General features: G+C 72.1%; 23 protein-coding genes and 1 pseudogene. 16 read left to right on the forward strand and 8 right to left on the reverse strand.

The features are described from left to right. Positions 1-129 precede the first annotated feature (129 nt). Together IF20_RS17815 and IF20_RS17820 are read right to left on the reverse strand one after the other, a co-directional pair. Positions 130-2,265, reverse strand: a complete 2,136-nt coding sequence (locus tag IF20_RS17815) for a tetratricopeptide repeat protein (protein ID WP_052866449.1) — start codon at positions 2,263-2,265, stop codon at positions 130-132. A gap of 171 nt (positions 2,266-2,436) precedes the next feature. Continuing rightward, positions 2,437-2,922: an ATP-binding protein gene (locus IF20_RS17820; RefSeq protein WP_052866161.1), complete on the reverse strand. Its 486-nt coding sequence runs from the start codon at positions 2,920-2,922 to the stop codon at positions 2,437-2,439. Positions 2,923-3,520: 598 nt separating this feature from the next. On the opposite strand from IF20_RS17820, the gene IF20_RS17825 reads away from it, so the two are divergent. From IF20_RS17825 to IF20_RS17875, 11 genes are all read left to right on the forward strand, one after another. Further along, complete coding sequence (locus IF20_RS17825; RefSeq protein WP_052866450.1) at positions 3,521-4,498, forward strand: hypothetical protein; 978 nt, start codon at positions 3,521-3,523, stop codon at positions 4,496-4,498. Positions 4,499-4,624: 126 nt separating this feature from the next. Then, positions 4,625-5,419 (forward strand): YcnI family protein, encoded by a 795-nt coding sequence (locus IF20_RS17830; RefSeq protein WP_052866162.1) that lies wholly within the window; start codon positions 4,625-4,627, stop codon positions 5,417-5,419. A gap of 131 nt (positions 5,420-5,550) precedes the next feature. Further along, positions 5,551-6,204, forward strand: coding sequence for an SCO family protein (locus IF20_RS17835; RefSeq protein WP_052866163.1), 654 nt, complete (start codon positions 5,551-5,553; stop codon positions 6,202-6,204). A gap of 38 nt (positions 6,205-6,242) precedes the next feature. Beyond that, positions 6,243-6,701 (forward strand): copper chaperone PCu(A)C, encoded by a 459-nt coding sequence (locus IF20_RS17840; RefSeq protein ID WP_052866164.1) that lies wholly within the window; start codon positions 6,243-6,245, stop codon positions 6,699-6,701. 13 nt (positions 6,702-6,714) lie between these two features. Then, positions 6,715-8,892, forward strand: coding sequence for a copper resistance CopC/CopD family protein (locus IF20_RS17845; protein WP_110944275.1), 2,178 nt, complete (start codon positions 6,715-6,717; stop codon positions 8,890-8,892). Then, positions 8,889-10,196 carry an iron uptake transporter deferrochelatase/peroxidase subunit gene (gene efeB, locus IF20_RS17850; RefSeq protein WP_052866165.1) on the forward strand — a complete coding sequence of 436 codons (1,308 nt, stop codon included), beginning with the start codon at positions 8,889-8,891 and terminating at the stop codon, positions 10,194-10,196. Before IF20_RS17845 ends, efeB begins: the two co-directional genes overlap by 4 nt. 131 nt (positions 10,197-10,327) lie before the next feature. Next, the gene (gene pheA / locus IF20_RS17855) at positions 10,328-11,254 is read left to right on the forward strand and encodes a prephenate dehydratase (RefSeq protein WP_052866166.1); all 927 of its coding nucleotides are present in this window, start codon (positions 10,328-10,330) and stop codon (positions 11,252-11,254) included. Between the two features lie 632 nt (positions 11,255-11,886). Continuing rightward, positions 11,887-13,176 (forward strand): serine--tRNA ligase, encoded by a 1,290-nt coding sequence (gene serS / locus IF20_RS17860; RefSeq protein ID WP_052866168.1) that lies wholly within the window; start codon positions 11,887-11,889, stop codon positions 13,174-13,176. Then, positions 13,173-13,991 carry an HAD family hydrolase gene (locus tag IF20_RS17865; RefSeq protein WP_052866170.1) on the forward strand — a complete coding sequence of 273 codons (819 nt, stop codon included), beginning with the start codon at positions 13,173-13,175 and terminating at the stop codon, positions 13,989-13,991. Before serS ends, IF20_RS17865 begins: the two co-directional genes overlap by 4 nt. 121 nt (positions 13,992-14,112) lie before the next feature. Next, complete coding sequence (locus tag IF20_RS17870; RefSeq protein ID WP_052866171.1) at positions 14,113-14,823, forward strand: FadR/GntR family transcriptional regulator; 711 nt, start codon at positions 14,113-14,115, stop codon at positions 14,821-14,823. A gap of 103 nt (positions 14,824-14,926) precedes the next feature. Beyond that, positions 14,927-16,237, forward strand: coding sequence for a CynX/NimT family MFS transporter (locus tag IF20_RS17875; protein ID WP_052866172.1), 1,311 nt, complete (start codon positions 14,927-14,929; stop codon positions 16,235-16,237). A gap of 53 nt (positions 16,238-16,290) precedes the next feature. Here IF20_RS17875 and IF20_RS17880 read toward each other — a convergent pair. After that, positions 16,291-16,956: pseudogene (locus IF20_RS17880) on the reverse strand (adenosylcobinamide amidohydrolase); the annotation flags it as partial. A 34-nt stretch (positions 16,957-16,990) separates the two neighbouring features. Between IF20_RS17880 and mltG the strand changes: the two are divergent. Beyond that, positions 16,991-17,860: an endolytic transglycosylase MltG gene (mltG, locus tag IF20_RS17885; protein ID WP_052866452.1), complete on the forward strand. Its 870-nt coding sequence runs from the start codon at positions 16,991-16,993 to the stop codon at positions 17,858-17,860. Positions 17,861-17,889: 29 nt separating this feature from the next. On the opposite strand, the gene IF20_RS17890 is transcribed toward mltG, so the two are convergent. Genes IF20_RS17890 through IF20_RS17905 form a run of 4 tightly spaced genes read right to left on the reverse strand, consistent with a single transcriptional unit; the run spans position 17,890 to position 21,509 of the window. Further along, the gene (locus IF20_RS17890; RefSeq protein ID WP_052866174.1) at positions 17,890-18,618 is read right to left on the reverse strand and encodes an ABC transporter permease subunit; all 729 of its coding nucleotides are present in this window, start codon (positions 18,616-18,618) and stop codon (positions 17,890-17,892) included. 47 nt (positions 18,619-18,665) lie between these two features. Then, entirely contained in the window at positions 18,666-19,577 is a 912-nt protein-coding gene (locus IF20_RS17895; RefSeq protein ID WP_052866175.1) for an ABC transporter ATP-binding protein, read from the reverse strand. Then, positions 19,574-20,485, reverse strand: coding sequence for an ABC transporter permease subunit (locus IF20_RS17900; RefSeq protein WP_052866177.1), 912 nt, complete (start codon positions 20,483-20,485; stop codon positions 19,574-19,576). Before IF20_RS17900 ends, IF20_RS17895 begins: the two co-directional genes overlap by 4 nt. Beyond that, positions 20,478-21,509, reverse strand: a complete 1,032-nt coding sequence (locus tag IF20_RS17905) for an ABC transporter ATP-binding protein (protein WP_110944276.1) — start codon at positions 21,507-21,509, stop codon at positions 20,478-20,480. Before IF20_RS17905 ends, IF20_RS17900 begins: the two co-directional genes overlap by 8 nt. A 260-nt stretch (positions 21,510-21,769) precedes the next feature. On the opposite strand from IF20_RS17905, the gene IF20_RS17910 reads away from it, so the two are divergent. From IF20_RS17910 to IF20_RS17925, 4 genes are all read left to right on the forward strand, one after another. Beyond that, positions 21,770-22,654 carry a M24 family metallopeptidase gene (locus tag IF20_RS17910; protein ID WP_110944277.1) on the forward strand — a complete coding sequence of 295 codons (885 nt, stop codon included), beginning with the start codon at positions 21,770-21,772 and terminating at the stop codon, positions 22,652-22,654. Beyond that, positions 22,651-24,450, forward strand: a complete 1,800-nt coding sequence (locus IF20_RS17915; RefSeq protein ID WP_234426707.1) for an SDR family oxidoreductase — start codon at positions 22,651-22,653, stop codon at positions 24,448-24,450. The genes IF20_RS17910 and IF20_RS17915 overlap by 4 nt, the downstream gene beginning before the upstream one ends. A 230-nt stretch (positions 24,451-24,680) precedes the next feature. Beyond that, positions 24,681-25,655 (forward strand): MerR family transcriptional regulator, encoded by a 975-nt coding sequence (locus IF20_RS17920; protein WP_052866179.1) that lies wholly within the window; start codon positions 24,681-24,683, stop codon positions 25,653-25,655. A 12-nt stretch (positions 25,656-25,667) separates the two neighbouring features. Then, the gene (locus IF20_RS17925) at positions 25,668-26,123 is read left to right on the forward strand and encodes a hypothetical protein (protein ID WP_052866181.1); all 456 of its coding nucleotides are present in this window, start codon (positions 25,668-25,670) and stop codon (positions 26,121-26,123) included. A gap of 111 nt (positions 26,124-26,234) precedes the next feature. Here the strand turns inward: IF20_RS17925 and pspAB are convergent, their stop codons facing one another. After that, positions 26,235-26,798, reverse strand: a complete 564-nt coding sequence (pspAB, locus tag IF20_RS17930; protein WP_052866183.1) for a PspA-associated protein PspAB — start codon at positions 26,796-26,798, stop codon at positions 26,235-26,237. Positions 26,799-26,827: the final 29 nt, after the last annotated feature.

A 26,827-nucleotide genomic window follows, 5' to 3' on the forward strand; every position in this document is an offset into this window, starting at 1 on the left:
ACACGAAGTATTGTCCAATCCGCTAACGCGAGTCACTTCGCGTTAGCGCGTTGCGCCCTGGGGCGCACCCACCGGGGGACGCCGAGCACGGGGGACTCGGCATGGGGGTGCGTCTCGGGGCGAGTAACGCTATTCGTCCCTGAGCCGGGCCAGTCGCTCTGCCGACTCCAGTGTCCAGGGGTGCTGCGATCCGAGCGACTGCTCCTGTCCCGCGACCACTGCCTCGGCCTGTTCCCTCGCCTCCGCCCGCTCACCGAGTGCGGCCAGGACCCGGCTCAGCAGCGTCCGCGCCGACAGGGTGATCTGGTACGTGGGTTCGAACGCGCTGTCGTAGGCAGCGAAGATCTCGCGGGCGAGCGGGAGAGCTTCGGCCGGCCTTCCCGCGTAGAACAGCACGAGGGCGTAGGCCTGCTTGGCGAACAACGAGACCTGGTGACTTCGCCCGAGGGCACGGTCGCAGTCCTCGATGAGGATCGCTCCGGAGGCGAGGTCTTCTTCCAACCGTGTGTCGAGATGGACCTCGATCAGGTCCGTCCGTGCCCTCAAGGTCAGCGGATGTGTCGGGCCCAGCACCTCCGTACGCCCCTCCACGGCCCGCTGGACCAGCACCTCGCCTTCTGCCAGCTTCCCCTGTGGCCAGAGCACCCGAGCCAGCCCCAGACAGCTTTCCCACGTGTCCAGAGAGAGCTCTCGGCGCTCGCAGTCGGCCAAGGCCGCCCGATGCACCTCTTCGGCCTCTTCGAAGCGGCCGAGGCGGTACAGGGCTCGCCCCATCCGCTGGCGCAGCCGCAGAACCGCCGGGTCGTCCGTGCCCAGTCGCTGTCCTGCCAGCTCCACCGACTTCGCCGCCACGGCCAGCGCCGGGGCGTAGTCGCCGGCCCGGTGCAGGGCGATCACCAGCCGCAGCAGCGACCCGGCGACCCCTTCCACGGCTGCTCGCCCCACGTCCGCCCTGTCGACCACCCGGCGCAGCAGCCTGACCGCATGGGGGACGAGCAGGCTCGTAAGGGGGTCCACCGCACCGCGCTGCGGCGCCTCCGGCAGCACGGCCATCAGCTGCCGAACCGCTACGGTGACCAGTTCTTCGCACAGCTCCGCCGGAATGCGCCGCCAGACGCTGTCCAGCACCACGGAGTGGGTGCGCAGGCTCCGTACCCCTCCTGCGACCACTTCCGTCAGGGACTGGTCGAGCAGTCCGCGCAGAGCAGCCTCGACGCGGCGAGCGGGCAGCCCGGCGCCCACCTCGGCCCCCGTCAGCAAGGACAGCGGCAGGGGGTCGCCGGCCCAACAGGACAGCAGCCGCAACAGCGTGACCGACTCGGGCAGCCCTTGGGACGTCAGCGCGTTCAAGGAGAACTGCCACGTACTGCTCACCAGGTGCCGGGAATCGCCGCCGCCGGCGGCGAGCGCTCCCTGGTCCAGGAGGTCTATCGGATCCACGCCCTCCCCGCCGTCCAGGTTGGCGCCGTACTGGGCCATCGTCCAGGGGTCGATGACCTGGTGGGCGAGGAAGCCGCCGGCGAGGGTGAGGGCCAGGGGGAGGCGGCCCAGGCGTTCGGCGACGGCCTCGGCCTCTTCGAGGGTGCCGGCCTCGGGGGCGAGGTCGCAGAGGACGCGGGCGGCGTCGGCCTTCGGGAGGACGCCGAGCTGGAGGAGCTCCGCGCCGGGCCACCAGTGGCGGGCCGCCTGGCGGGTCGTCACCAGGACCGTGCCGCGGGGACTGGTGCGGAGCCAGCCGCCGTCCCTCAGCACCGCGGGGTCGTCGGCGTTGTCCAGGACCAGGAGCCAGGGGTGGTCGGAGCGGTCGAGGTGGTCCCAGACCAGGTCGGCGGCGGCGCGGAGGCCACTGCGGGCGGCGGTCAGTTCGCCGTCGCCCGCGCCGCGGTCGGCGGCCACGGCGAGCATGCCCGTACGGAGGGACGCGGTGTCCGAGGCGTTCACCCACAGGCCGACGCGGCCCGCCTGGGACGTCGCGTGCTGGAAGAGGGTGTACGCGACGGCCGTCTTGCCGCAGCCCCCGAGGCCGTGCAGGACGTACACCTGGCCTGCGGCACCCGGCGCGACCCCGGCGCGGAGGCGTTCCATCAGCTCGGTGCGGTCGCGCAGGACCGTGGGCGCGCGGCCCACTGAAGGCCAGCGGACGGAGTCCAGGCCGGACCACCCGCCGTCGGCGCCGCCGTCGGCCGGTCCGCCCCCGGGGCCGTGGTGATGGTGCTCGATGATGTGCTGGTCGCCGGATGCCTGGTAGACCCGGCCCTGGCCCATGGCCCGGGCGTCGTTGCCACCGGCACCGGGTTCGCCGCCGTTCAACCCGTTCCCCCTCCCGCCGTGCACAGCACGGGAGTTCAGCGTAGATCACGGTGGCGTGGCTGGTCAGGGCATTGGGGAAGGAAGTACGGGGGCCGCCTGACCTGGTGACGGCGGCCCGAAGAAACGTCACGGCATATGGAGCAGAGCGCCCTCGCGCCACTTCAGGACCTTGTCGAAGCTGACCACCGCGCCCCGGCGGCCGGTCCGGTTGCGGTAGCGGACCTGGTCGGTGAGGGCCTCGATCAAGAAGAGCCCCCGTCCGTGCTCGGCCTGAGCGGGGGCGGGGGCGTGCCGGCGGGGCGGTGCGGGTTCCGTGCGCGGGGAACGGTCGTGGGGCCCGGGTCCGCCGGCCCGGTCGTGGAACCCCGGCCCGGAGTCCGTGACCTCGATACGGCACGTGTCACCGTCGATGAACGCGGTGACGCGGTACTCCTCGGCCGTGCCGTCCCCGTGCTCGACGGCGTTCGCGCAAGCCTCGGTGAGGGCGAGCGAGAGGTCGTAACAGACGTCCGGGTCGACGCCCGCGGTCTCCATCGTCCCCAGCAGCAGCCGGCGCGCGAGCGGCACGCTCGCTGCCTCCCGCCGAAGATGGAGGGACCACCAGATGCTCATCGCTCCAGCCTCCTGGCCGCGGCTCGACATATCGATACGTATTGCCGCGCTCCATGGTCGGTAAGCGTGGGTTTGACGTGACTCCGCCCATTCGGTGGACGCGGCCATTGAGCGTACCGGTGTAAAAGGCCCACGGGCGCGCCCCTTCGTGCGCCCCTGCAATTGCGGTAGCGGTACTCCGGCCGATCTTCCGTGGATCTGCCGGGGCTCCGGGGTGGGTACGGATGGTCGGCGCTGGTCATGACGTGGGCGAGGCCCAGGTCGAGTGACCATTTGAAACCGCTTACTGTCCGTCTACGACCGTTTGCATCTTTCTACTGATTGTCGAAGTGCGAACGGTTGCGCATGTACGGATGAGAAGGGCGACGACTTCGGCCGTCTGCATATCTCTGGCCACCCTCGGAGCGCTCCTGGGCGGCCCGCCGGAATGTCCGGAATCGGCTACGGCCTCTGGACGGCGTCCCGCGCCTCCTCTGCCCGCGGCCTCTACCCGCCGCCTCTTTTCCCCTACCCACCTCCCCCTGTCCGGGACCGTTGTCCACAACCGTCCGCCCTGCCGTATGCGTCCGGTACGCGCAGTGGGATGATGGCGGCCGCCATGACTTCCCCCGACGGGCGCGCCGCGGCCGATCTGCGGTTGCTGAGGGCCGCGGTGTTCACCGCGGCCTGCGTCGTGCTGGCCGCCGCGGGGCACATGATCGGCTCCTGCGCCACCGTTCCGCTGTGGACGCTGGGCGCGGGATGCCTCGGCGTACTGGCCGTCACCGTTCCCCTCGCGGGCCGCGAACGCTCGCTGCCCGGGATCGCCGTGGCGCTCGCCTTCGGGCAACTCGTCCTGCACGCCCTCTTCATGCTGGGTCAGCGCGGCCTGGCGGTACGGCTGCCCGCCGGCGGCGTGAACGGGTTGAGCGATCGCGCGGCGATCGGGCTCGCCCGCCAGGTGACCTGCGGGTTCGGGTCCGGACGGATCACCGGCGCGCAGGCCAGGGACATGCTCACGGCGGCCGGCATCGACCCCGCGGGAGGCCTCACGGGCGGAGCCACCGGAGGCACCACGGGCGGGGCCGCAGGCGCCCACGCCGCGCAGGACGCGATGGCGCAGGGCACGATGGTGCACGCCTCCATGGCGCACGGCGCCGCCGGGCAGGGCATGGCCGTACACGACATGGCCGCGCACGGTGCGGCCGGTACCGGCGGCTCCGGGCTGTCCGGGACGGCCCAGCACCTCGGCCTCGATCTGCCGGCCGGGCTGCTGCCGTCGCTGCCCATGCTGCTCGGGCACCTGCTCGCGGCGCTGATCGCGGGCTGGCTGCTGCGCCGCGGCGAGGCCGCGCTGTGGCGGCTGGTGCGGCTGTCCGCGCCTGCCGCGCGGGAGGCCACGGCCGCCGCGTCCATGGGCGCGCTGCGTACCGCACTGCGCCTCGTGCACGCGCTGTGCGCCGGGCTGCTGGGCGCTGCGGACCCTACTCCGCACGCCCCCGTTTCGTACGAGCATGACAAAGCCGGGCCCGAAGAGCTCGCGCTCCAGCACAGTGTCGTCAGGCGGGGACCGCCCCACTTCGCCCTCGCGGCCTGACGCACACGCAGCTCACGCACGCCCGCAGGACGGGTCCCCGGACACGGTCCGGAAGGGCTGACGTGCCGTCGCCGCACGCGCGCCACCATCAGCCTTCCTTCTCTCCTGTCTGAGGAGTGTTCCGTCATGTCGGACACCACGCTGTCGAGCACCGCCCCGGTCGCCACCCCGGCCACCACTCCCTCGCGCCGCCGTAAGGCGCTGCGCCGCGCACCCCTGGTCGGCGGTGCCGCCGCGGGCGCCGTGCTGCTGGTCGCCGGTCCCGCCTTCGCGCACGTCACCGTGCAGCCGGGGCAGGCCGCCAAGGGCGACTACGCGACCGTCGACTTCAAGGTCCCCAATGAGCGGGACGACGCTTCGACCGTGAAGCTGGAGGTCGACCTGCCCGCCGACCACCCGCTGGCGTCCGCGATGCCGCAGCCGGTGCCCGGCTGGGACGTGAAGATCACCAAGGAGAAGCTGGACAAGCCGATCGAGTCGCACGGCGAGAAGCTCACCGAGGCGGTCACGAAGATCACCTGGTCCGGCGGCAAGATCGAGCCCGGCCAGTTCCAGCAGTTCCCCGTCTCGATCGGCGCCCTCCCCGAGAACACCGACCAGCTGGTCTTCAAGGCGCTGCAGACGTACGACAACAAGGAGGTCGTGCGCTGGATCGAGCCGGCCAAGGAAGGCGCGCCGGAGCCGGACAACCCCGCGCCGGTCCTGAAGCTCGTCGATGCCGAGGACGCGGAGCAGGGCGCCGGTACGGACACCGCGGGCGCCCAGGACGGCAAGGGCGGCGCGGACGCCGGCAAGAGCACGACGGCCGCGGCCGACGGCGCCACCGACAACACCGCCCGCATCCTGGGCGTGATCGGCATCGTGGTCGGCGTGGTCGGCGTCGGCTTCGGCGTCCTCGCCGGACGCCGCCGCACCAGCTGAACCGGACGCCGCACCACCGGGGCGGCCGGTCCACGATCCGTCCCCCGGCACACCACCGGTCCGGCCCACCCGGCCGGCCGGTGGTGCACCCGGTCGGCACCACCAACGGACATACGGGATATCACTCAGTAATGCGCAGAACACCCAAGCTCGCGGCCGCCGCCCTCGTGGCCGCCGCGGCCCTCACCCTCACGGCCTGCGGCAGCGACAGCGGGGGCGGCGACGCCCCCGCGGCCAGCGTCTCCGGCACCCAGTCCAAGCCGGTCGTCACGCTCGACCAGCCGATGGAGAAGCCGGACCTGGTCCTCACGGACAGCGACGGCAAGAAGTACGACCTGATCAAGGAGACCAAGGGGCGGCCGACGCTGATCTACTTCGGCTACACCCACTGCCCCGACGCCTGCCCGGCCGTGATGGGCAACATCGACGTGGCCCGCAAGCAGCTGCCGAAGGCGGAGCAGAAGAAGCTGCGGATCGTCTTCGTCACGACCGACCCGGAGCGGGACACCCCGAAGCGGCTGAAGTCCTGGCTGAACGGTTTCGGCGCCGACATCGTCGGCCTGACCGGGGACTTCGACACCATCCAGGGCGCCGCGTCGGCCGTGAACGTCGGCGTCTCCAAGCCGGTCAAGAAGAAGAACGGTGACGTCGTCGTCGACCACGGGCTGCAGGTGCTGATGGCCTCCCCCAAGGACGACCGAATCCACTGGCTGGGCATGAAGGACGCGGGGGCCGAGGACTACGCCCACGCCCTTCCCAAGATCATCAAGGGGCAGAACCCGTGAACCGCCGTACCGCATCCATGAAGCGCCGTACCGCCCCCATGAAGCGCCGCACCGCTGTCGCCGCCGCGCTCGCCGCCACCGCTGCCCTCACCCTCGCCGGGTGCGGCGGGGACGGCGCACCCGAGCTGAAGGTCTCGGGCGCGTACATGCCGCAGCCCGTCATGAAGGACATGGCGGGCGGCTTCCTCGTCATCAAGAACACCGGCGACACGGCCGACAAGCTGACCTCGGTGACCAGCGACCTCTCCGACGACGTGACGATCCACCGGACCGTCGGCGCCAAGATGGAGCAGGTCAAGTCCCTGGACATCCCCGCGAACGGTGAGCTGAAGCTCTCCCGCGGCGGCAACCACCTGATGTTCATGACGCTGAAGAAGAAGCCCGAGAACGGCGACAAGGTCTCCGTCGAGCTGCACTTCGAGAAGGCGAAGCCGATCAAGGCCGAGATGCCGGTCAAGGCCACCAACTACAGCCCGCAGCACGCCGGGCACCAGTAGGGGGAGAACCGCCATGACGCTCACCGTTCCCCGCGCCGCGGTCGGAGCCCGTCGGCCCGGTCCGGGTGCCGTACCGCGCGGCGGCCGGTCCGGCGCGGCGCTGCGCCTGCTGGTCCTCGCCGCCGCGCTGCTCGGCGTGCTGCTGGGCGGCGCCGCGCCGGCGTCCGCGCACGCCGCGCTGACGGACAGTTCCCCGGCGCAGGGAGCGGTGCTGCAGAAGGCGCCGGCGCAGGTCGCGCTCTCCTTCTCCGAAGGCGTCTCGATGGGGGACGACTCCATCCGGGTGCTGGACCCCAAGGGCAAGCGCATCGACCGCGGCAAGCTGCTCGATCTGTGCAGCGGCTCCACCGTCAAGTACGGCACGGGGCTGCCGCCCGGCCTCCCCGACGGCACGTACACGGTGGCCTGGCAGGCCGTCTCCGCCGACAGCCACCCGGTCTCCGGCGCGTTCACCTTCTCCGTCGGCGCGCCCTCCGAGTCCGCCGCCGTGGTGCCCCAGCAGGACGCCGGCGGCGGGCTGGTGGGCGCGCTGTACGGCATCGCGCGGTACGTGGCGTACGCGGCGTTCGCGCTCCTCGTGGGCGGCGCGTGCTTCGTGCTGGCCTGCCGGCCGTCGGCGGCGCTCGGCCGGCCCGTCCAGCGGCTGGTGGTGTGGAGCTGGGCGACGCTCACGGCCGCCACGATCGTGCTGCTCCTGCTGCGCACCCCGTACACCGGGTCCGGCGATCTCGCCGACGTCTTCGATCTCGGCGGGCTGAAGGCGGTGCTGACCACGAAGCCCGGCGCCGCGCTGGTCTCCCGGGTGCTGCTGCTCGCCGCTGCCGCGCTCTTCATGGCGGTGCTCTTCGGCGCGTACGCGCGTGCCGAGGAGGAGGGCGACACGAAGCGCCGAAAGGACCTCACCTTCGGGCTCGGGGTCGGCGGCGCGGTCGTCGCGGCGGGGCTCGCCGCGACCTGGGCGATGGCCGAGCACGCCTCGACCGGTCTGCAGACCGCTGTCGCGATGCCGGTGGACGTGGTGCATCTGCTGGCGGTGGCCGTCTGGCTCGGCGGGCTGGCCGCGCTGCTGGTCTCCCTCTACCGGGGCCCGGCCATCGAGCGCGCGGCCGTCCAGCGCTTCTCCCGTCTGGCCTTCGCCGCCGTCCTCGTCCTCGTCGTCACCGGCGTCTACCAGTCCTGGCGCCAGGTGGGCACCTGGCGGGCGCTCACGGACACCTCGTACGGGCAGCTGCTGCTGGTCAAGGTCGGGTTGGTCGTGGTGCTCGTCGGGGTCGCGTGGTTCTCCCGGCGGTGGACGGGGCGGCTGGCCGATGCCACGGACGGCGCCGGGGCCGCGCAGGGCGCGGCGGCGGGCGGGTTCCCCGCGCAGCAGTCCGTACCGGAGACGGTGGCGGCCACGGCGGAGTCCAGGGCTGCGCAGGCCGGCCCCGAGAGCGCCGCGAACGCTTCCTCCGAAGGCGCGGCGAACACCGCACCCGGGAGCACGACGAACGCTCGCTCCGAAGACACAGCGAACACCACACCCAGGGGCACGATGAACGCCGCCTCCAAAGGCACGGCGAACGCCGCCCTGGAAGGCACAGCGAGCGCCCCCTCCGAGGACACCGCGGACGCTTCCCCCGAGCGCGCCGCGCAGCTCGCGCGGCAGCGGGCCGCCGTCGCCGACGCGCGGCGCAAGCGGGTACGGGACGCCGACCCCGTGCGGTACGGGCTGCGCCGCTCCGTGCTCGCCGAGACCGGCGTCGCCGTGGTCCTGCTGGCCGTGACCACCGTCCTCACCACCACCGAACCGGCCCGCACGGAGCAGGCCGTACGCGATTCGGGCCAGTTCGCCGAGGCCGCCCGGCCGGTCTCGCTGACCGTCCCGTTCGACACGCTGGGCCCGAAGGGCAAGGGCACCGCACGGCTCGACCTGGACCCGGCGCGCGCCGGCCAGGCCAACGTCCTGCACCTGCGGATCTCCGACCCGGACGGCGCCGCGCGGGACGTCCCCGAGGTACGGGTCTCCTTCACCTCGAAGGCCAAGAACCTCGGACCGCTGCCGGCCGCGCTCAAGCGCACCGGTACCGGACACTGGACGGCGCGGGGCGTGCAGCTGCCGACGGCCGGCACCTGGCAGCTCTCCCTCGTCGTCCGCACCTCCGATATCGATCAGGTGACCGAGACCAGGAACGTGAAGATCAGCTCATGACCGAGAACTCCACCAAGACGGCCGGGACCGCCGCCGAGGCCACCGGTGACTCCGCCGCGTCCGAGGCGGACGCCCCAGCCGTCTCGCTCTCCCGCCGCCGCCTCCTCGGTACCGTCGGCGCCGCCGGGGCCGCCGGCCTCGTCGTCGGCGGCGCGGGCGGCGCGTTCGGCGCCGTGGCGGCCCAGGACGACGCGCCGAAACTCAGCACGGTCGGCGCGTCCGAGGTCGCGTTCCGCGCCGACCGCCGTACGCCGCAGGCAGGCATCACCACCCCGATGCAGGCCCGCTGCCACCTGGTCGCGTTCGACCTGGCCCCGGGTGCGGGCCGCAAGGGCGCGGCGGCCCTGATGCGCCGCTGGTCGGCGCTTGCCGAGAAGCTGATGGCCGGGAAGGCGCCCGCCGACGACAGCGGTGTGGCGCTGGACGCGGGACCCGCCTCCCTCACCGTCACCTTCGGTTTCGGCCACAGTTTCTTCGGCCGTACGGAGCTGACCGCGCGCCGCCCGATGCAGCTCGACCCGCTGCCCTCCTTCTCGGCCGACGCGCTGGACCCGAAGCGCAGCAACGGCGACCTGTGGATCCAGATCGGCGCCGACGACGCGCTGGTCGCCTTCCATGCGCTGCGCGCGCTGCAGAAGGAGGCGGGGGACACCGCTCGGCTGCGCTGGCAGATGAACGGGTTCAACCGCAGCCCCGGGGCCACCGCGCAACCGATGACCACCCGCAACCTGATGGGTCAGGTCGACGGCACGAACAACCCCAAGCCGTCGGACGAGGACTTCGAGGAACGGATCTTCGTCGGGCGCGACGCGGACCAGCAGTGGATGCGCGGCGGCTCCTATGTGGTGCTGCGCCGCATCCGGATGCTGCTGGACACGTGGGAGAAGAAGTCGCGTGCCGAGCAGGAGCGGGTGATCGGTCGCCGTAAGGCCGACGGCGCGCCGCTGACCGGCGGCGACGAGCACACCGCGATGGATTTGAACAAGCTCGGTCCGGACGGCTCCCCCGTGATCCCTGCGGACGCGCACGCCCGTATCGCGGCGCCCGAGTCCAACCAAGGCGCCGCGATGCTGCGCCGCCCGTTCTCGTACCACGACGGCTTCCGCGACGACGGCGCCCCGGACGCCGGCCTGCTCTTCATGGCCTGGCAGGCCGACCCTCTCCGGGCCTTCACCCAGATCCAGCGGAAGCTGGACCGTGGGGACGCACTCTCGCCGTTCCTGCGGCACGAGGCGAGCGGGCTGTACGCGGTCCCGGCGGTGGAGCCCTCGGGGTACGTCGGCCAGCCGCTGCTGGAGGGCTGAGCGGCGCCCTGCGGGGCGCGCCGCCGGCCACCGATGGCGGGCGGCGCATCAGTGGCGGCGGGCGGCCTCCGGCGGGCGAGTACGGTAAGGGATCCGGGACAGAAGCGAGCCCCGGAGAAGGAGTGAAACGGATGTCGGCCAGCCGCTACACGTATCTCGGGCCCGCGGGCACCTTCACCGAGGCAGCCCTGCGCACCCTGCCCGAGGCGGCGACGCGCGAGCTGGTGCCGATGGTGTCCGTGCCCGCCGCGCTGGATGCGGTCCGCGCGGGCGAGGCGGCCGGCGCGCTGGTGCCGATCGAGAACTCCGTCGAGGGCGGTATCACCACCACCCTCGACGAACTGGCCGCCGGCGGGCACCTGATGATCTACCGCGAGGTGCTGCTGCCGATCGCCTTCGCGCTGCTGGCCCGCCCCGGGACCGAGCTGTCCGACGTGAAGACCGTGACCGGTCATCCGGCGGCCCAGGCGCAGGTCCGCAAGTGGCTCGGCGAGCACCTGCCGGAGGCGGTGTGGGAGTCGGCGGCGTCCAACGCGGACGGCGCGCGGCTGGTGCAGGAGGGCCGGTACGACGCGGCGTTCGCCGGCGAGTTCGCGGCCGCCACGTACGGCCTGACGCCGCTGGTCACCGACATCCACGACGCGCAGAACGCGGCGACCCGGTTCGTCCTGGTGGGCAAGCCGGCGCGGCCCGCGGCCCGGACGGGCGCCGACAAGACCTCGGTCGTGCTGTGGCTGCGCGAGAACCATCCCGGTGCGCTGCTGGAGCTGCTGCAGGAGTTCGCGGGGCGCGGGGTCAGCATGATGCGGATCGAGTCCCGGCCGACCGGCGAGGGCATCGGCCAGTACTGCTTCTCCGTGGACTGCGAGGGGCACATCACCGACCGGCGGGTGGGCGAGGTGCTGATGGGGCTGAAGCGGATCTGCCGGGACGTGCGGTTCCTCGGTTCCTACCCGCGTGCGGACGAGGTCGTGGCGGAGGTCCGCCCGGAGACCGACGACGACGCCTTCCTGGCGGCGTCGGACTGGCTGACCCGCTGCCTGGACGGGCGGGCCTGACCCGACCGCGCTCCGTTGTCCCCAGGTTGCCCACAGGCCTGTCCACAGAGTTATCCACAGGCCCGGTTCTCGACCTGGGGACAAGTCGATTTCCCACGTGCCACACAGTCGACAAATCACCCTACCGACCCCACACCCGTCCACAGGCGGCCACAGCCGCCCACCGGGGGGCGCGTCAGCATAATTCCCGGGAACAATCCTTTAGGGCGAGGAAATCCCACACGAAAGAGTACCCGCAGCGGGTTTCGGCAAGGATTTCGTCGCCCGGCATTCAGGAAACGGACTCGCCCTTTCTGACTTCCACAGCAACCACACACAGCCTGTGGATAACTTTTCCGGAGTCCCTGAAGCTGTGGACAACCAACTGTGCACAGCCCGCCAACTCCCCGCTCACGCAGGCCCGGACGCCCCGGCGGAATGCCTGCCCGACACGTCGCGGCAACCTCCCGACCGCTCCCGCGCCACTCTCCCGACAGTCGCCCCGGAGGCGCACGGACGACTCCCGCCGGGAATTCCTCCCCGGAATTCCCGGCCTTCTCAGAACACCACAGAAACAACTCCAAACCGGACAAATTGCCCCACCGGCGAATATCGCGTCGATGGCCTGGGCCGCGCCCCGGTAGCCTGGTGGGGTGATTGACCTTCGCCTGCTCCGTGAGGACCCCGACCGTGTGCGCGCGTCCCAGCGCGCCCGTGGAGAGGACGTCGCGCTCGTCGACGCGCTGCTCTCCGCCGACGAGCGGCGCAGGTCCTCCAGCGTCCGCTTCGACGAGCTGCGTGCCGAGCAGAAGTCGCTCGGCAAGCTCATTCCCAAGGCCTCCGGCGACGAGAAGGCCGAGCTGCTGAAGAGGGCCGGCGAGCTGTCCGCCGCCGTCAAGGCCGCCGACGCCGAGCAGGACCAGGCCAAGGAGGAGACCCAGTCCCTCCTGCTGAAGCTGGGCAACCTCGTCCACCCCGACGTGCCCGTCGGCGGCGAGGAGGACTTCACGGTCCTGGAGACGCACGGCACGATCCGCGACTTCGGTGCCGAGGGTTTCGAGCCCAAGGACCACCTGGAGATCGGCCAGGCGCTGGCCGCGATCGACGTCGAGCGCGGCGCGAAGGTCTCCGGCTCGCGCTTCTACTACCTGACCGGCATCGGCGCGCTCCTGGAGCTCGCGCTGGTCAACGCCGCCATCGCGCAGGCCACCGAGGCCGGCTTCACGCCGATGCTGACCCCGGCCCTGGTGCGTCCGCACGCCATGGAGGGCACCGGCTTCCTCGGCCAGGCCGCGGAGAACGTGTACCACCTGGAGAAGGACGACTACTACCTCGTCGGCACTTCCGAGGTCCCGCTCGCCGCGTACCACATGGACGAGATCATCGACGCGGACAGGCTGCCGCTGCGGTACGCCGGCTTCTCGCCGTGCTTCCGCCGCGAGGCCGGTACGTACGGCAAGGACACCCGCGGCATCTTCCGGGTGCACCAGTTCGACAAGGTCGAGATGTTCTCGTACGTCGCGCCCGAGGACGCGGAGAACGAGCACAAGCGCCTCCTGGACTGGGAGAAGCAGTGGCTGACCGGCCTGGAGCTGCCCTTCCAGGTGATCGACGTCGCCACGGGTGACCTGGGCGCCTCCGCCTCCCGCAAGTACGACTGCGAGGCGTGGATCCCCACCCAGGGCAAGTACCGCGAGCTGACCTCCGCGTCGAACTGCGACGAGTTCCAGGCCCGCCGGCTCTCGGTCCGGATGCGCGACAACGTCGACGGCAAGCAGAAGGTCCAGCCGCTGGCGACGCTGAACGGCACGCTGTGCGCGGTGCCGCGCACCATCGTGGCGCTCTTCGAGAACCACCAGCTCGCGGACGGCTCCGTGCGCGTCCCCGAGATGCTGCGCCCGTACCTGGGCGGCCGGGAAGTCCTGGAGCCCGTCGCCAAGTGACCCGGCCCGCCACCGCCTTCCCGTACAAGCTCGTCGCGACGGACCTCGACGGCACGCTGCTGCGTCCCGACGACACCGTTTCGGAGCGCACCCGCGAGGCGCTCGCCGCGGCCACCGCGGCGGGCGCCGCGCACATCGTCGTCACCGGCCGCGCGGCGCCCTGGACCAGGCACATACTCGACGACCTGGGCTACAACGGCCTGGCGGTGTGCGCGCAGGGCGGGCAGGTCTACCACGCGGGCGAGCACCGGCTGCTGACGTCGGTGACGCTGGACCGGCAGCTGGCCGGGCTGGCGATCGCCAAGATCGAGGCCGAGGTGGGCCCGCTCCTCCTGGCCGCCAGCCGGGACGGGCTGGAGGGCGCCGTCGTGGTCGCCCCCGGTTACCGCGTCCATGAGGGACCGCTGCCGAACGTCCTGGTCGACAACCCGGCAGACCTGTGGACCGACCCGATCAACAAGGTCTACATCCAGCACCCGGAGCTCTCGGACGACGCGCTCGCCGCGGCCGCCCGCGAGGTGGCCGGCGACCTGGTCGGCGTGACCATGGCCGGGCCCGGCATCGTCGAGCTGCTGCCGCTCGGGCTGAGCAAGGCCACCGGCCTCTCCCTCGCGGCCCGCAGGCTGGGCGCCAAGGCCGCCGACACCCTCGCCTTCGGTGACATGCCGAACGACATCCCGATGTTCGGCTGGGCCGCGCACGGTGTGGCCATGGCCAACGCGCACGACGAGCTGAAGGCCGTCGCCGACGAGATCACCACCTCGAACGAGGACGACGGCATCGCGGTGGTGCTGGAGCGGCTCCTCCAAGTCTGACCGACGAACGGCCCGGCCCGCAGTTTTCCACAACTCCCTGTGGACAACTGCAGCCGCGCGCAGTCAGTTGTAGGATGACTGGGCAACCGGGTGAATGCGGACGACCGGGCGAGGAGCGGGAATGACGTTGCAGGCCGCCGGGCGGCAGTCACTGGTGGACACCGTCGTCGACGCGCTACGGGCGCAGCTGAGCGCCGGCGAGTGGCGCATCGGCGACCGGATCCCCACCGAGCACGCGCTCGCCGAGCAGCTCCAGGTGGGCCGGAACACCGTCCGCGAAGCGGTACGGGTCCTCGTGCACGCCGGGATGCTCCGCTCCCGCCAGGGTGAGGGGACGTTCGTGGTCTCCGCCGCCGATCCCGCCGCGATCATGCGCGGCGTACAGAGGTCGGGCGTCCGTGACGTCCTCGAAGTGCGTATCGCGCTGGAGACCGAGGCCGCCCGGCTGGCGGCGCTGCGCCACGAGCCGACGGACCTGGAACGGATGCGGGCAGCGCTGGACGCACAGCGCGGCCTGGAGGACGCCGAGGGCCGCGTTCCGGCCGGCAGCCTGGAGTTGTACGCGGACCACGACATCGCGTTCCACCAGGCCGTCGTGGGCGCCGCGCACAACGCCGCGCTGAGCGCCACGTACGAGTGGTTCAGCAGCTCCGTGCGCGAGGCGCTGGTCTCCGGACTCGGCGACCGGGAGATGCCGCAGCTGCTGCACGGTGATCACCACGCGGTCCTGGAGGCGATCGCCTCGGGCGACCCGGACGCCGCCGAATCGGCCGCCCGCACGCTGCTGGACCGGCCGAAACGCGCGGTGGAGGCGCTGCTCACCGAACGGTGACGCGGCGCGGCCGTACGCCCCGCCACCGGCCGTTCGGCCGCCCTCGCCCCTTGCCGCACGCCGTGTACGGAATTCCCCGCACCGACAGGAGAGTCACCGCACCATGCCCGGGACCCGACCCGAATCCCCGCCGGCCGCCGGTACGCCGTCCCGCGACGACACGCCGCTGATCGACGCCGAGGAGGACCTGACGCCGGCGCCGCCGCTCGCCACGGCCCGCCGCCGGCTGCGGACGCACCCCGCCCTGCTGCTCCTCGGGATCGTCCTCGCGTCCCTCAACATGCGGGCGGCGCTCGCCGGGGTGTCGCCGCTGCTCGGCGAGATCGGCGACCACTTCGGGCTGAACGCCACCGCCAGCAGCCTGGTCACCGTGATCCCACTGGTCTTCATGGGCCTGGGCTCCTACGTGGCGCCGAAGCTGGCCCGGCGTTGGGGTACCGAGACCGTCCTGTTCAGCGCGCTGGTCCTGCTGTGCTCGGGCATCGTCGTCCGCGTCGCGCCGCCGCTGGTGGCGCTCTTCGTGGGCTGCGCGCTGGTCGGCGGGTCCATAGCCCTGCTCAACGTCCTGATGCCCGGCCTGATCAAGCGCGACTTCCCCGACCGGGCCGCGCCCATGACCGCGCTGTACACCACGGCGATGGTCCTCGGCGCGACCATCTCCGCCGCCACCTCCGTGCCGCTGGAGAACGCGCTCGGCGGCTGGCAGGGCTCGCTGGTCTCGTGGGGGCTGCTGGCCGCGATCGCCGCGCTCGTCTGGCTCCCTCAGGTGGTCATCGCCCGGTGCGGCGCGCGGCACGGGGAGGCCGCTGCCACCCCGAAGCACACCGTCGAGACCGGCCCGAAGCTCAACCGTTCGCCGCTGGCCTGGCAGGTCACGCTCTTCATGGGATCGCAGTCGCTGATCGCCTACGTGGCCATCGCCTGGCTGCCGACGGTCTTCACCGACCACGGGATGGCCAAGGCGCAGGCCGGGCTGGTCTTCGCGTTCAGCACGCTGCTGCAGATGGCCGGCTCCTTCGTGGTGCCGGTACTGGCCGGCCGGATGCGGCGGCAACGGCTGCTGGCGGCCGGCGTCGCCGCCTTGATGGCGCTCGCCTGCGTGGGCCTGCTCGTCGCGCCGGTGGCCGGGGCCTGGGTGTGGGCCACGCTCCTCGGCATCGGGCAGGGCGGTGCGCTGGGCCTGGCGCTGACCATGATGGTGCTGCGGGCCGGCGATCCGCACACCGCCGCACGACTGTCGGGCATGGCGCAGACCTGGGGCTATCTGCTGGCCGCCGTCGGCCCGTTGGCGCTGGGCGCGGTGCACCAGGTGACGGACGGCTGGACGCTGCCGATCGTGCTGCTGCTCGTGGTCTGTGCGGGGCTGGTACTGCTGGGGCTGGGGGCCGGCCGGGACCGCCGGATCGGCGACTGACCTTCTCGTGGCAGCGCGGCGGTCTCCTCTTCGGGGCCGCCGCGCTCCTGTTGCAGCGCGCGGAGCGTCGCTTCGTGCACGGCGCGTGCCAGTCGCGCGCCCCAGAGGGAGCGAGGCCCGGCGAACTCCTCCACGGGCCCGCCGGGTCGCGGTACTCGTGCGGCGACGCACACCGCGTCCGTAGGTGTGCCGGAGGCGTCCAGGCCGTGGTCGAGCAGCGCCTGCACCTTCGCCTCGGTGACCGTCATCACGGAGTTGACCAGGGCGGCGTCCCCGAGGGCCACGGGCAGCGCGACGAGGATGTTGATCGTGCCGGGGCGATACGGGGCGTCCGCCGCGTCCGGCGCCGCGTCCTCCGTGGCGGCCCACCCGCGCACGCCGGTACCCGCCGTGACGACCGCCTGTGCGCCCTCGTCGTACGCCGACGCGCGGGTGGTCAGGATGTCCGCGGCCGTCATCATGCCGACGCCGGGCCCCGCCGCGCCGGCCGCCGCGGCGATCTCCGCCAGGTGCGCCTGCGGGTCGCGGCGCGTGTAGCCGTGCGCGACCTGGGCGTTGAGCACCCAGGAGCGAGGTCCGATGCCGCCGCCGAGCACCGCGCTGGAGATCATCCGGTGCCCCGGTCCCGGTCGCCACAGCAGCGCCGGGAGGTCCTGCCCGTCGGTGGTGTCGCGGTGCCGAAAGGCGCGCACCGGGAGCGGCGATATGTGCGTGGTCACTCACGCACCCTACGGTCTGCCCTACCTTGCCCACATGAGCGATGTGCACGATACGCAGCACTCCGGTGGCCGGCGCCGCGCACGCATCACCCGGCGGGGACGGCTCCTCCTGACCGCGGGCGCCACCGTCCTCGTCGTCGGCGTCGTCCTCCTGCTGATCCTCGTCCCGGGGGACGAGGGGACGGGCCGGGCCGAGAAGCTCACCCTCCCTGAGGGTCGGCGGGCCTCCCAGGTGTACGCCGCCGTCGACAAGGCGCTCCGCGTCGCCCCAGGGGCCACCGAGAAGGCCGCCGAGAAGGCCGCCGGAGCCCGGAATCCGGCCGCGCGGCTGCGGCTGCCCGCCGAGGCGAAGGGCAACCCCGAGGGGTACCTCTACCCGGCGACGTATCCGATCGACGACGACACCACCCCGAGGAGCCTGCTGTCCTTCATGGTGAACACCGCGCGCCAGAAGTACGCGGCGGACGGTCTGCCGCCGACGGCGCGGCCCGGCGGCCTGAGCGCGTACGAGACGGTCGTGGTGGCCTCTGTCGTGCAGGCCGAGGCGGACACCCCGAAGGACATGGGCAAGGTCGCCCGCGTCGTCCGCAACCGGCTCGACCGCGGGATGCCGCTCCAGATGGACTCCACCCTGAACTACGGCCTGGGCCGGTCCACCCTCGACACCACCCACGCCGACACCCGTACGGACAGCCCGTACAACACCTACCGGCACAAGGGGCTGCCGCCGACGCCGATCGGCAATCCGGGGCAGGACGCGACGCGGGCCGCGATCTCGCCCCCGAAGGGCGACTGGCTGTACTTCGTCACCGTCCGGCCCGGCGACACCCGCTTCACCGCCGACTACGAGGAACACCGCAGGAACGTCCGGGAGTTCAACGACGCCCGGAAGGGGAGCGGATAGTCACCGCTGCCCCCGAGGGGCGGCGGTGGCTACTCCTCCCCCGCCAGCGTCAGCGACTTGAGGCGACGGGCCGCGTACCAGGTCGCCCCGCCGGTGACGACGACGAGCAGCACGATGGCGGGCGTGAGGCCCACGTCCGAGGTGATCGCGCCGTCGGCGCCCGCCTTCTGGGCCAGCGCGAGTGCCCACTGCTGGACGCTGAGGGTGCGCGCTCCGGGGACGAGGTTGCCGAAGACCGCCTCCCAGACCAGCTCGTAGACCAGGCCGACGACGACGGCGTGCCGGGTGACGGTGCCGAGGAACAGGAAGAGGGCGCTGTAGGCCACGGAGGCGACCGCGGCGGCGAGCGCGTAGGCGACCGCGATCTGCTGGCTGTTGCCGTTCAGTACGAAGCCGGCGATCAGTACGGGGACGGCGGAGAAGGCGACCGTCACGCCGATCGCGACGAGCAGCTTGGTGACGATGACCGTCGACCGCCGTACGGGCTTGGCCAGCAGGTACACCACCGAGCCGTCGTCGATCTCCGGGCCGATCGCGCCGGTGCCGGCGATCACACCGATCAGCGGCACCATCGTGGCCAGCGCGAAGCCGCTCAGGACGGTGTTGGCGGTGGCGTCGTCGGCACCGGTCAGGGCCCGCACCGCGACGGCGATGATGAGCAGCATGACGGGCAGCGCGAAGAGGATCGCGGCGCGGCGGCGGCCGAGCAGCGCCCGGTAGGTCAGCCGGGCGACGGTGGGGTGGAAGAGCGATGACATCGCGTCAGGGCTCCTTTCAGGTCGTATGCGACCGCTTCGGTACGGCTTCAGGCCGCTACGAGGTAGGAGAAGACCGATTCCAGCGACTCGTCCGAGGGCGAGACGGCGAGGAGCCGGATGCCGTGGTCGCGGGCGACGCGCGGCAGCAGGGTGGTGAAGCGGCCGAAGTCGACGGCCTGGATGCGCAGCGCGCCCTCTTCGAGGTCGACCTCGATGCCGGACGTGGAGGGGTCGGCGATCAGCGCGGCGGCCAGCGCCCGGTCGTCGTCGGACCGTACGAGGTAGCGGTGCGGCCGGTCCGTCATCAGGCGCCGGATGCGGCGGAAGTCCCCGGAGGCGGCGTGCCGCCCGGCCACGATGACCTCGATGTGGGAGGCGAGCTGCTCGACCTCTTCGAGGATGTGCGAGGAGAACAGCACGGTGCGCCCCTCCTCGCCCATCTGCCGCAGCAACTCCATGAGCTGCATCCGCTGCCGCGGGTCCATGCCGTTGAACGGCTCGTCGAGCAGCAGCACGGACGGGTCGTGCACCAGCGCGGACGCCATCTTCACGCGCTGCCGCATGCCCTTGCTGTACGTGGAGACGCGCCGGTCCTGCGCGTGCTCCATGTCGACGGTGGCGAGCGCGCGAGCCGCCTCCTTGCGGCCCAGGCCGTGCAGTTCGGCGTTGGCGAGCACGAACTCGCGCCCGGTGAGGAAGTCGTACATCGCCTCGCGCTCCGGCACGATGCCGATGTCGCGGTAGATGGCCTCGTTCCGCCAGGTCGGGCGGCCGTCGAGAGTGACGCTGCCGTTGGAGGGCGCCAGGAAGCCGCCCATCATGTTGAGGAGGGTGGACTTGCCGGCGCCGTTGGGGCCGAGCAGCCCGGTCACCCCGGGGCCGATGGTCATCGTGATGTCGTTCACGGCCACGACGTTCCCGAACCAGCGGGAGACGTTGCGGATGTCGATCGTGGTCACAGTCCGGCCTTCCGGTAGCGGCGCATCAGGAGGGCGAGCGAGCCGGCGATGAGGCCCAGCACGACGAGGAGGTGGACGACTCCCGCGGCCGTGGACGGGCCGATGCCGTCGGGGGCCGAGGTGGTGGCGCCCAGGAAGGTGCTCTGCACCCCGTCGATCAGCGTGATCGGGGAGAACAGCCCCAACCACCCGATGATGTCGGTGTTTCCCTGGAGGTAGGCGATGCCCTGTACGGCGCTCACCGCGGCGTACGGGATGGTCAGTACGGCGATGACGGCGGCGACCCCGAAGCCGCGGCGCGGCGTCAGCGCGGCGATGACCAGGCCGATCGCGGCGTACAGCAGCGAGAGCAAGGCTACCGAGACCAGGCCCTGCGCGAAGTTCCCGGTCTGGTCGGCGAAGTCGAGCTTGGCCAGCAGCGCGCCCACGTACAGGATCAGCAGCGGCAGCGCCGTGAGGAGGAACAGCGCGCAGCTCATCGCGGCGTACTTGGCGGCCACGTAGTCGGCCCGCTCGATCGGCCGGGAGAAGTACAGCGGCACGGTCTTGAAGCGCAGGTCGCGGGAGACGGACTGGGGCGCCTGCGCGGCCAGGAAGAGGCCGATGACGGCCTGCAGGTATATCGCGTACCGGGTGGGCTCCAGCGGGAGGTCGTGCGCCTTGGTGAAGACGGTGACCGCCACGACGATCGCGGCCGGTACGCACATGACGGCGAGCAGGATCATCGGCAGCACCTTCGTGCGCGCCGAACGGCCCAACCCGTAGGCGCCGCGCAGGCTCTGCACGAAGAGCGAGCGGCGGGCGTACGCGCGGCCCAGCCGGGCGCCGTCGTAGTGGCGGTAGCCGATGTCGTGGATCGAGGCGGCGGGGCCCGGGCCGCCCGTGGGGGCGGTGGTGGACTCAGGCATCGGGTGCTCCTGCGGGGGCTGCTTCGGGGGCTGCGGGGCGCTCGTCCCTGGGGGCCGGGGCGGTGCTGCTGTCGTCGGCGCGGTCGCGGAAGACCTCCGCGATGCGGTGCCGGCGCTGTTCCATGCGGACCAGGCCGAGGCCGAGCTCGGCGACGGTGTCCCGGACCAGGTCGTAGGTCTCCTCGCCGGTGGCCTCGACGTACAGCAGACGGCCGGTCGCGGCCGGGTTCCCTTCGCCGGGGCCGGCCGCGGGACCGGTCACCGCGCCCGCGGCGGTCAGCGCCTCGCGCAGGGCGCGCAGCCCGTCCGGGTGCGCGTCGGAGTCGGTGACCTCGACGGCGAGCGAGGTGGTGGCCTGGGTGAACTCGTCCGTGGCGGAGGAGCGCAGCAGCTTGCCGCCGTCGATGACGACGACGTGGTCGCAGGTGCGCTCCAGCTCACCGAGGAGGTGCGAGGTGACGAGCACCGAGATACCGAAGTCGCGGTGCACCCGGCGGATCAGGCCGAGCATCTCGTCGCGGCCCGCCGGGTCCAGGCCGTTGGTGGGCTCGTCCAGGAAGACCAGCTGGGGGTCGTGGACGAGCGCCTGCGCGAGCTTCACGCGCTGCTTCATGCCCGTGGAGTAGCCGCCGATGGGGCGGTAGCGCTCCTCGTAGAGGCCGACGTGGCGCAGGGTGTCGGCGGTGCGCTCCCGGGCGGCGGTCGGCGGCAGTCCCGACATCCGCGCCATGTGCACGACGAACTCGGTCGCCGAGACGTCCGGCGGCAGGCAGTCGTGCTCGGGCATGTAGCCGACCCGCTCGCGAATGGCGCCGCCCTCGGTGGCCACGTCCAGGCCGAGGACCGCGGCGGTGCCTTCACTGGCGGGCGACAGGCCCAGCAGGATCTTGATCAGGGTGGACTTTCCGGCGCCGTTGGCACCCACCAGGCCGGTCACCCCGGGGGCGATGTCTACGGAGAGCCGGTCCAGGGCGGTCACCCGCGGGTACCGCTTGCTGAGGCTTTCGGTCGCGATCACAGTCACACGTCGACGGTAGTGTCGCGCGCCATACCCGACGTCACCCCAGACGGCTGGATGTCCCTCCGACTCCAGGCGTAGCTGCCCGTAGGGGGTCGTGCGGAGAGCTGAGGCGCGCGCGACCGGTGGCGGGTGCCGCGGTGATCGCCCATGGTGCGCGGGGAAGTTTTCCACAGGCCGGTGACGGACTCTTGACGCAGCCGCCGACCATTGTCACATTCATCAGTGTCAAGTTACGCGCACGTACCGCGACGGAACGGTTGGCGATGACCACAGCAGCGACCGCGAGCACAGCAGCGACCAGAAGCAGGCGTGACTTCTCGGCGACGAGCGCGGATCTCCGAGGGTTCAGGGAGGTCCAGCGGCTGGCGTACGCCTGTGCCGAGGCGGTCGCCGGCCAGCTGAAGCCGGGGGTGACCGAGCGGGAGGCGGCCCGCATGCAGCGCCGCTGGCTGCGGGAGCGCGGCGTGACGGACTGGTTCCACCTGCCCTTCGCCTGGTTCGGCGACCGTACGGCCTTCGTGAACTTCCGCATCCCGCTGCAGTTCTTCCCCACCGACCGGGCGCTGGAGCCGGGAATGCCCTTCATCCTCGACATGGCCCCCGTGTATCAGGGCTACACCGCCGACATCGGATACTCCGGCTGTCTGGGCCTCAGCCCGCTGCACGACCGGCTGCTGGCCGACCTGGAGGCGCACCGCGAGTTGCTCCTGCGCGAGGTCCGCGAGCGCCGGCCACTGCGGGAGATCTACGAGGACGTCGAACGGCTCATGGTCCGCCAGGGATACGCGAACCGGCACCGCGCCTACCCCTTCGGCGTGATCGCCCACAAGGTCGACCGGGTGCGCCAACGCCGCTGGTCTCCCACGCTGTTCGGGTTCGGCACCCAGTCGCTGAAGGGCCTCGCGTCCGACGCGCTGCACGGCCACCGCGAAGGCTGGTCCCCGCTGTGGAGCCCGTACCGCTTCTCCGACCACCCGCCGCAGCCCGGCCTGTGGGCGGTCGAGCCACACCTCGGATTCCGGGGCGTGGGCGCGAAGTTCGAGGAGATCCTGGTCGTCACCGACTCACGGGACCCCGAGGAGAGCGCGTTCTGGCTGGATGACGATCTGCCGCACGTGCGGCGCTGGCAGGAGGAGAAGGCGGCGTGAGCGAGGCAGTCGGCGAGAGCGGGGAGACGAGCGTGAGCACGGCACTGGAAGGCGCGCGGGAGCGCCGGATCGCCACGGGCGGCATCGAGTTGAGCGTCGCGGAGCTGGGCGATCCGGCCCGCCCCACGGTGCTGCTGGTGCACGGCTATCCGGACAGCAAGGAGGTCTGGTCCCGGGTCGCACCACTGCTCGCCGAGCGCTTCCACGTGGTGCTGTACGACGTCCGGGGCTGCGGTCGGTCCACGGCGCCGCAACCGCTGCGCGGCGGGTACACCCTGGAGAAGCTGACCGACGACTTCCTGGCGGTGGCCGACGCCGTCAGCCCGGACCGGCCCGTCCACCTGGTGGGACACGACTGGGGCTCGGTGCAGTCGTGGGAGTTCGTGACCGTCCCGCGCACGCAGGGCCGGATCGCCTCCTTCACCTCGATGTCCGGCCCGTCCCTGGACCACTTCGGGCACTGGATCAAGAAGCGCATGACCCGGCCCACCCCGCGCCGCGCGGCCCAACTGCTCAACCAGGCCGCCAAGTCCTGGTACGTCTACATGCTGCACACCCCCGCACTGCCCGAGCTGGCGTGGAAGGGCCCGCTGGGGAAGCGCTGGCCGAAGATCCTGGAGCGCGTCGAGAAAATCCCGGCCGGGGACTACCCCACCGCCTCGCTGCCCACCGACGCGGCGCACGGCGCCTGGCTGTACCGGGACAACGTCCGGACCCGCCTGCGCCACCCGCGTACGGACGCGTACGCGCACTGCCCGGTCCAGCTGATCACCCCGACCGGTGACGCCTTCCTCTCGGAGCGGCTCTACGACGAGCTGGAGCAGTGGGTACCGCAGCTGACCCGCCGCACACTGCCGGCCAAGCACTGGGTACCGCGCACCCGACCCGATCAACTCGCCGCCTGGATCGAGGAGTTCGTCACCGCCAAGGACGAAGGCGACCCGGCCAAGGAAGTGGCCGCGCGTGGCCGGTACGCGGACCGGTTCGGCGGCCGGCTGGTGCTGGTGACCGGGGCGGCGAGCGGCATCGGGCGGGCGACGGCGTTCGCGTTCGCCGAGGCCGGCGCGCGAGTGGTCGTGGTGGACCGGGACGCCGAGGGAGCGGCCCGTACCGCCGACATGGCCCGGCTGATCGGGGCCGGCGCCGCCTGGGCGGAGGCGGTGGACGTCGCCGACGAGGCGGCGATGGAGAAGCTCGCCGAGAAGGTCGCCGCCGAGTACGGCATCGTCGACGTCCTGGTGAACAACGCTGGCATCGGCCTGTCCGGCTCCTTCCTGGAGACCACCTCCGAGGACTGGAAGAAGGTCCTGGACGTGAACCTGTGGGGCGTCATCCACGGCTGCCGGATCTTCGGCCGGCAGATGGCCGAGCGCGGCCAGGGCGGCCACATCGTCAACACCGCCTCGGCCGCCGCCTACCAGCCCTCCAAAACGCTGCCGGCCTACAGCACCTCCAAGGCGGCGGTACTGATGCTCAGCGAGTGCCTGCGCGCGGAGCTGGCCGGCCAGGGCATCGGAGTCACCGCCGTCTGCCCCGGCCTGGTCAACACCAGCATCACCACGACCTCGCACGTCGCCGGGGTCTCGCCCGAGGAGGAGAAGCGCCGCCAGTCCAAGGCCGCCCGGCTGTACGGCATACGCAACTACCCGCCCGAGAAGGTCGCGGACGCCATCCTGCGCGCGGTGGTGCGCAATCAGGCGGTGGTGCCCGTCACCCCGGAGGCCCGCGGCTCCCGCGCCCTCTCCCGTTTCGCGCCGCGTGCCCTGCGCGCGATAGCCAGGATCGAGCCGCTGTAGGGGAGCGGGCGCTCCCTCGGGGCGGTCCGGGCGGACCGGGGCAGCCGGGTGGGGCGGCCCGTGCCGGTCGGGAGGCGGGGCGGCGGGGTGGTGCAGGCGTTACCGCGTCGGCACGGGCGGCCGTACCATCCCTCGCAGAACAGGGCCCCGCGCAGGACCGGCCTGTACCTCGCGCGCTCCCCGGCCGCCCGGGCCGCCGAGGGCACGGGCGAGGCGGCGCGGGCCATCTCATGAGGAGTACCGCAGTGACCGAGCAGCACCGACGCGCGGCCGAGTACCGCATCGAGGAGCTGGCGCACCGGAGCGGCACCACGGTCCGTACGATCCGCGCGTACCAGGACCGCGGACTGCTGCCCAAGCCGGAGCGGCGGGGCCGGGCGAACGTCTACGGCGACACGCACCTCGCCCGGCTGCGGCAGATCTCGGACCTGCTGGACCGCGGGTACACGCTGGCCAGCATCAAGGACCTGCTGGAGGCCTGGGACTCGGGACGCGGGCTGGGCGGGGTGCTGGGGCTGGTCGCCGAGATCGACGGGCCCTGGACGGACGAGGAGACCGGCCGGATCACCCGTCAGGAGCTGGACGCCTCCTTCGGCGGCAGCCCGGATGAGGCAGCGGTGGCGGATGCCGTGGAGCTGGGGGTGCTGGAACCGGTGCCGGGCAACCCGGAGGAGTACCTGGTGCCCAGCCCGCAGGAGCTCGCGGTCGCCGCCGAGCTGCACTCCGCGGGGGTGCCGCTGCCCGCCATCTCCGGGCACCTGCGGGAGCTGCGGGTACAGGTGGAGCACATAGCCGCCCGCTTCCTGGACTTCACCACCGAGCACGTCTTCCAGCAGTACCTCGGCCATCCGCCGAGCGATGCCGAGGCGGAGGAGGCGGCCGGTCTCGTCCGCCGGCTGCGGCCACTGGCCCAGCAGACCGTCGACGCCGAACTGGCGCGCGCCATGCGGTCGTTGGCGAGCCGGTACCTCCGCCACCACTTGCACAGTGAGCCCCCCGAGCGGCCCTCGGTCGAGCATGTGCCGCTGCCGGCCGCCACCGTGCAGTCCGTCCGCGACCTGGTCGGCCCGGCGGGCGTCGCGGCGTTCGTCACCGCGGCCACCGATCACGAGGTCAGTGCCCGCCGGATGGATGCGCTGGTCGCGCATGCCGTCCCCGCGGCGTCCGGCCCCGACGACGACCGCCACCCGGGCCATGCCGGGTGACATCATCACCTCATGGACCGTCCGCAGCTACCCAGCACCGAAGCCGTCATCGACGCCGTTCGCGAGGTGGCTCGCGCGTACGGCCGCGACATCGAAGTGACCCACGACATCGGGGCTGACCGCTCCGGCCGCCGACTGTCCGCCGGCGCTTTCGCCGTCACGGACCCGGACGGCTCGCTGCCGCACGAGGCATGCATCGAACTGTCCGACGGTGCCCCGCGCATCTCGATCGAGGTGTTCTCAGAGGACGACGCCCACATCACCGTCGAAGGCATCCCCTTCCAGGACCTGCCCCGCGATGTCGTCCCGGCGTTTCTGCACTCCGTGCTGGGCGACCTCGCTCACGTCAAGGGCCGCTTCTTCCCGCCCGGCTGGCGGCTGGTGGTGCCGCTTCCCGGCGATGAGACGTACAAGGAGCTGATCACCGGGACCGGCCTGACGCCGTGGCTCAGCTCCCGGGTGAGGTGACGGCCGCGCCACGCGGCGCATGTTTCACGTGAAACAGGACATCGATTCCATTCACCACATCCGAACACATCACGTTTCACGTGAAACCAAACCCCTCTCTCGCGCCATCCCTCACAGCCCCGGCGCGCCCCACACCGGGAACCAGCGGCTCAGGTCCTTCTCCACGGTCAGGTCGTCGGTGAGCAGGGACCGCACCTGGAGTTCGAGCGGGTTGTCGCGCTTCTCTCCACCACCCGGGAGCGGCGCGAAGGGGTAGAACGTGCCGCGTTTGTAGAGGTACACGAGGGCGAGCGAGCGATCGTGGGCGTCGCGGAAGCCGATGAGCGAGCAGAGCAGCTGGGGGCCGAAGCCGCTTTCCTGAAGCGAGGTGTTGACCGCGTGCAGGTCGTTCACCAGGCCCGCGGTGTCCTCGGGAGCGTGCTGGGCGAGGAGCCAGGTGTAGCCGTACTGGTCCTGGCTGTACTCCACCGGCGGGCCGAGCAGCTCTCGCACATCGGCCTGGATACGGGCGAACGCCCCGCCTTCGACGCTCGCGAAGCAGACCGAGCCCCGGCCCGTCGGCGTGAACCCCGTCGCCGCCTGCAGGGTGATCGCGGCGGACGGCAGCGCGAAGAGCTGGTCGAGATGGGGGCGCACCGGCTTGCTACGGCCGAGGATCACATCCAGAAAACCCATCGAGTGGCTCCTAGGCGTGGAAGGAATGC

Source organism: Streptomyces niger (assembly GCF_000718305.1).
Classification (GTDB): domain Bacteria; phylum Actinomycetota; class Actinomycetes; order Streptomycetales; family Streptomycetaceae; genus Streptomyces; species Streptomyces niger.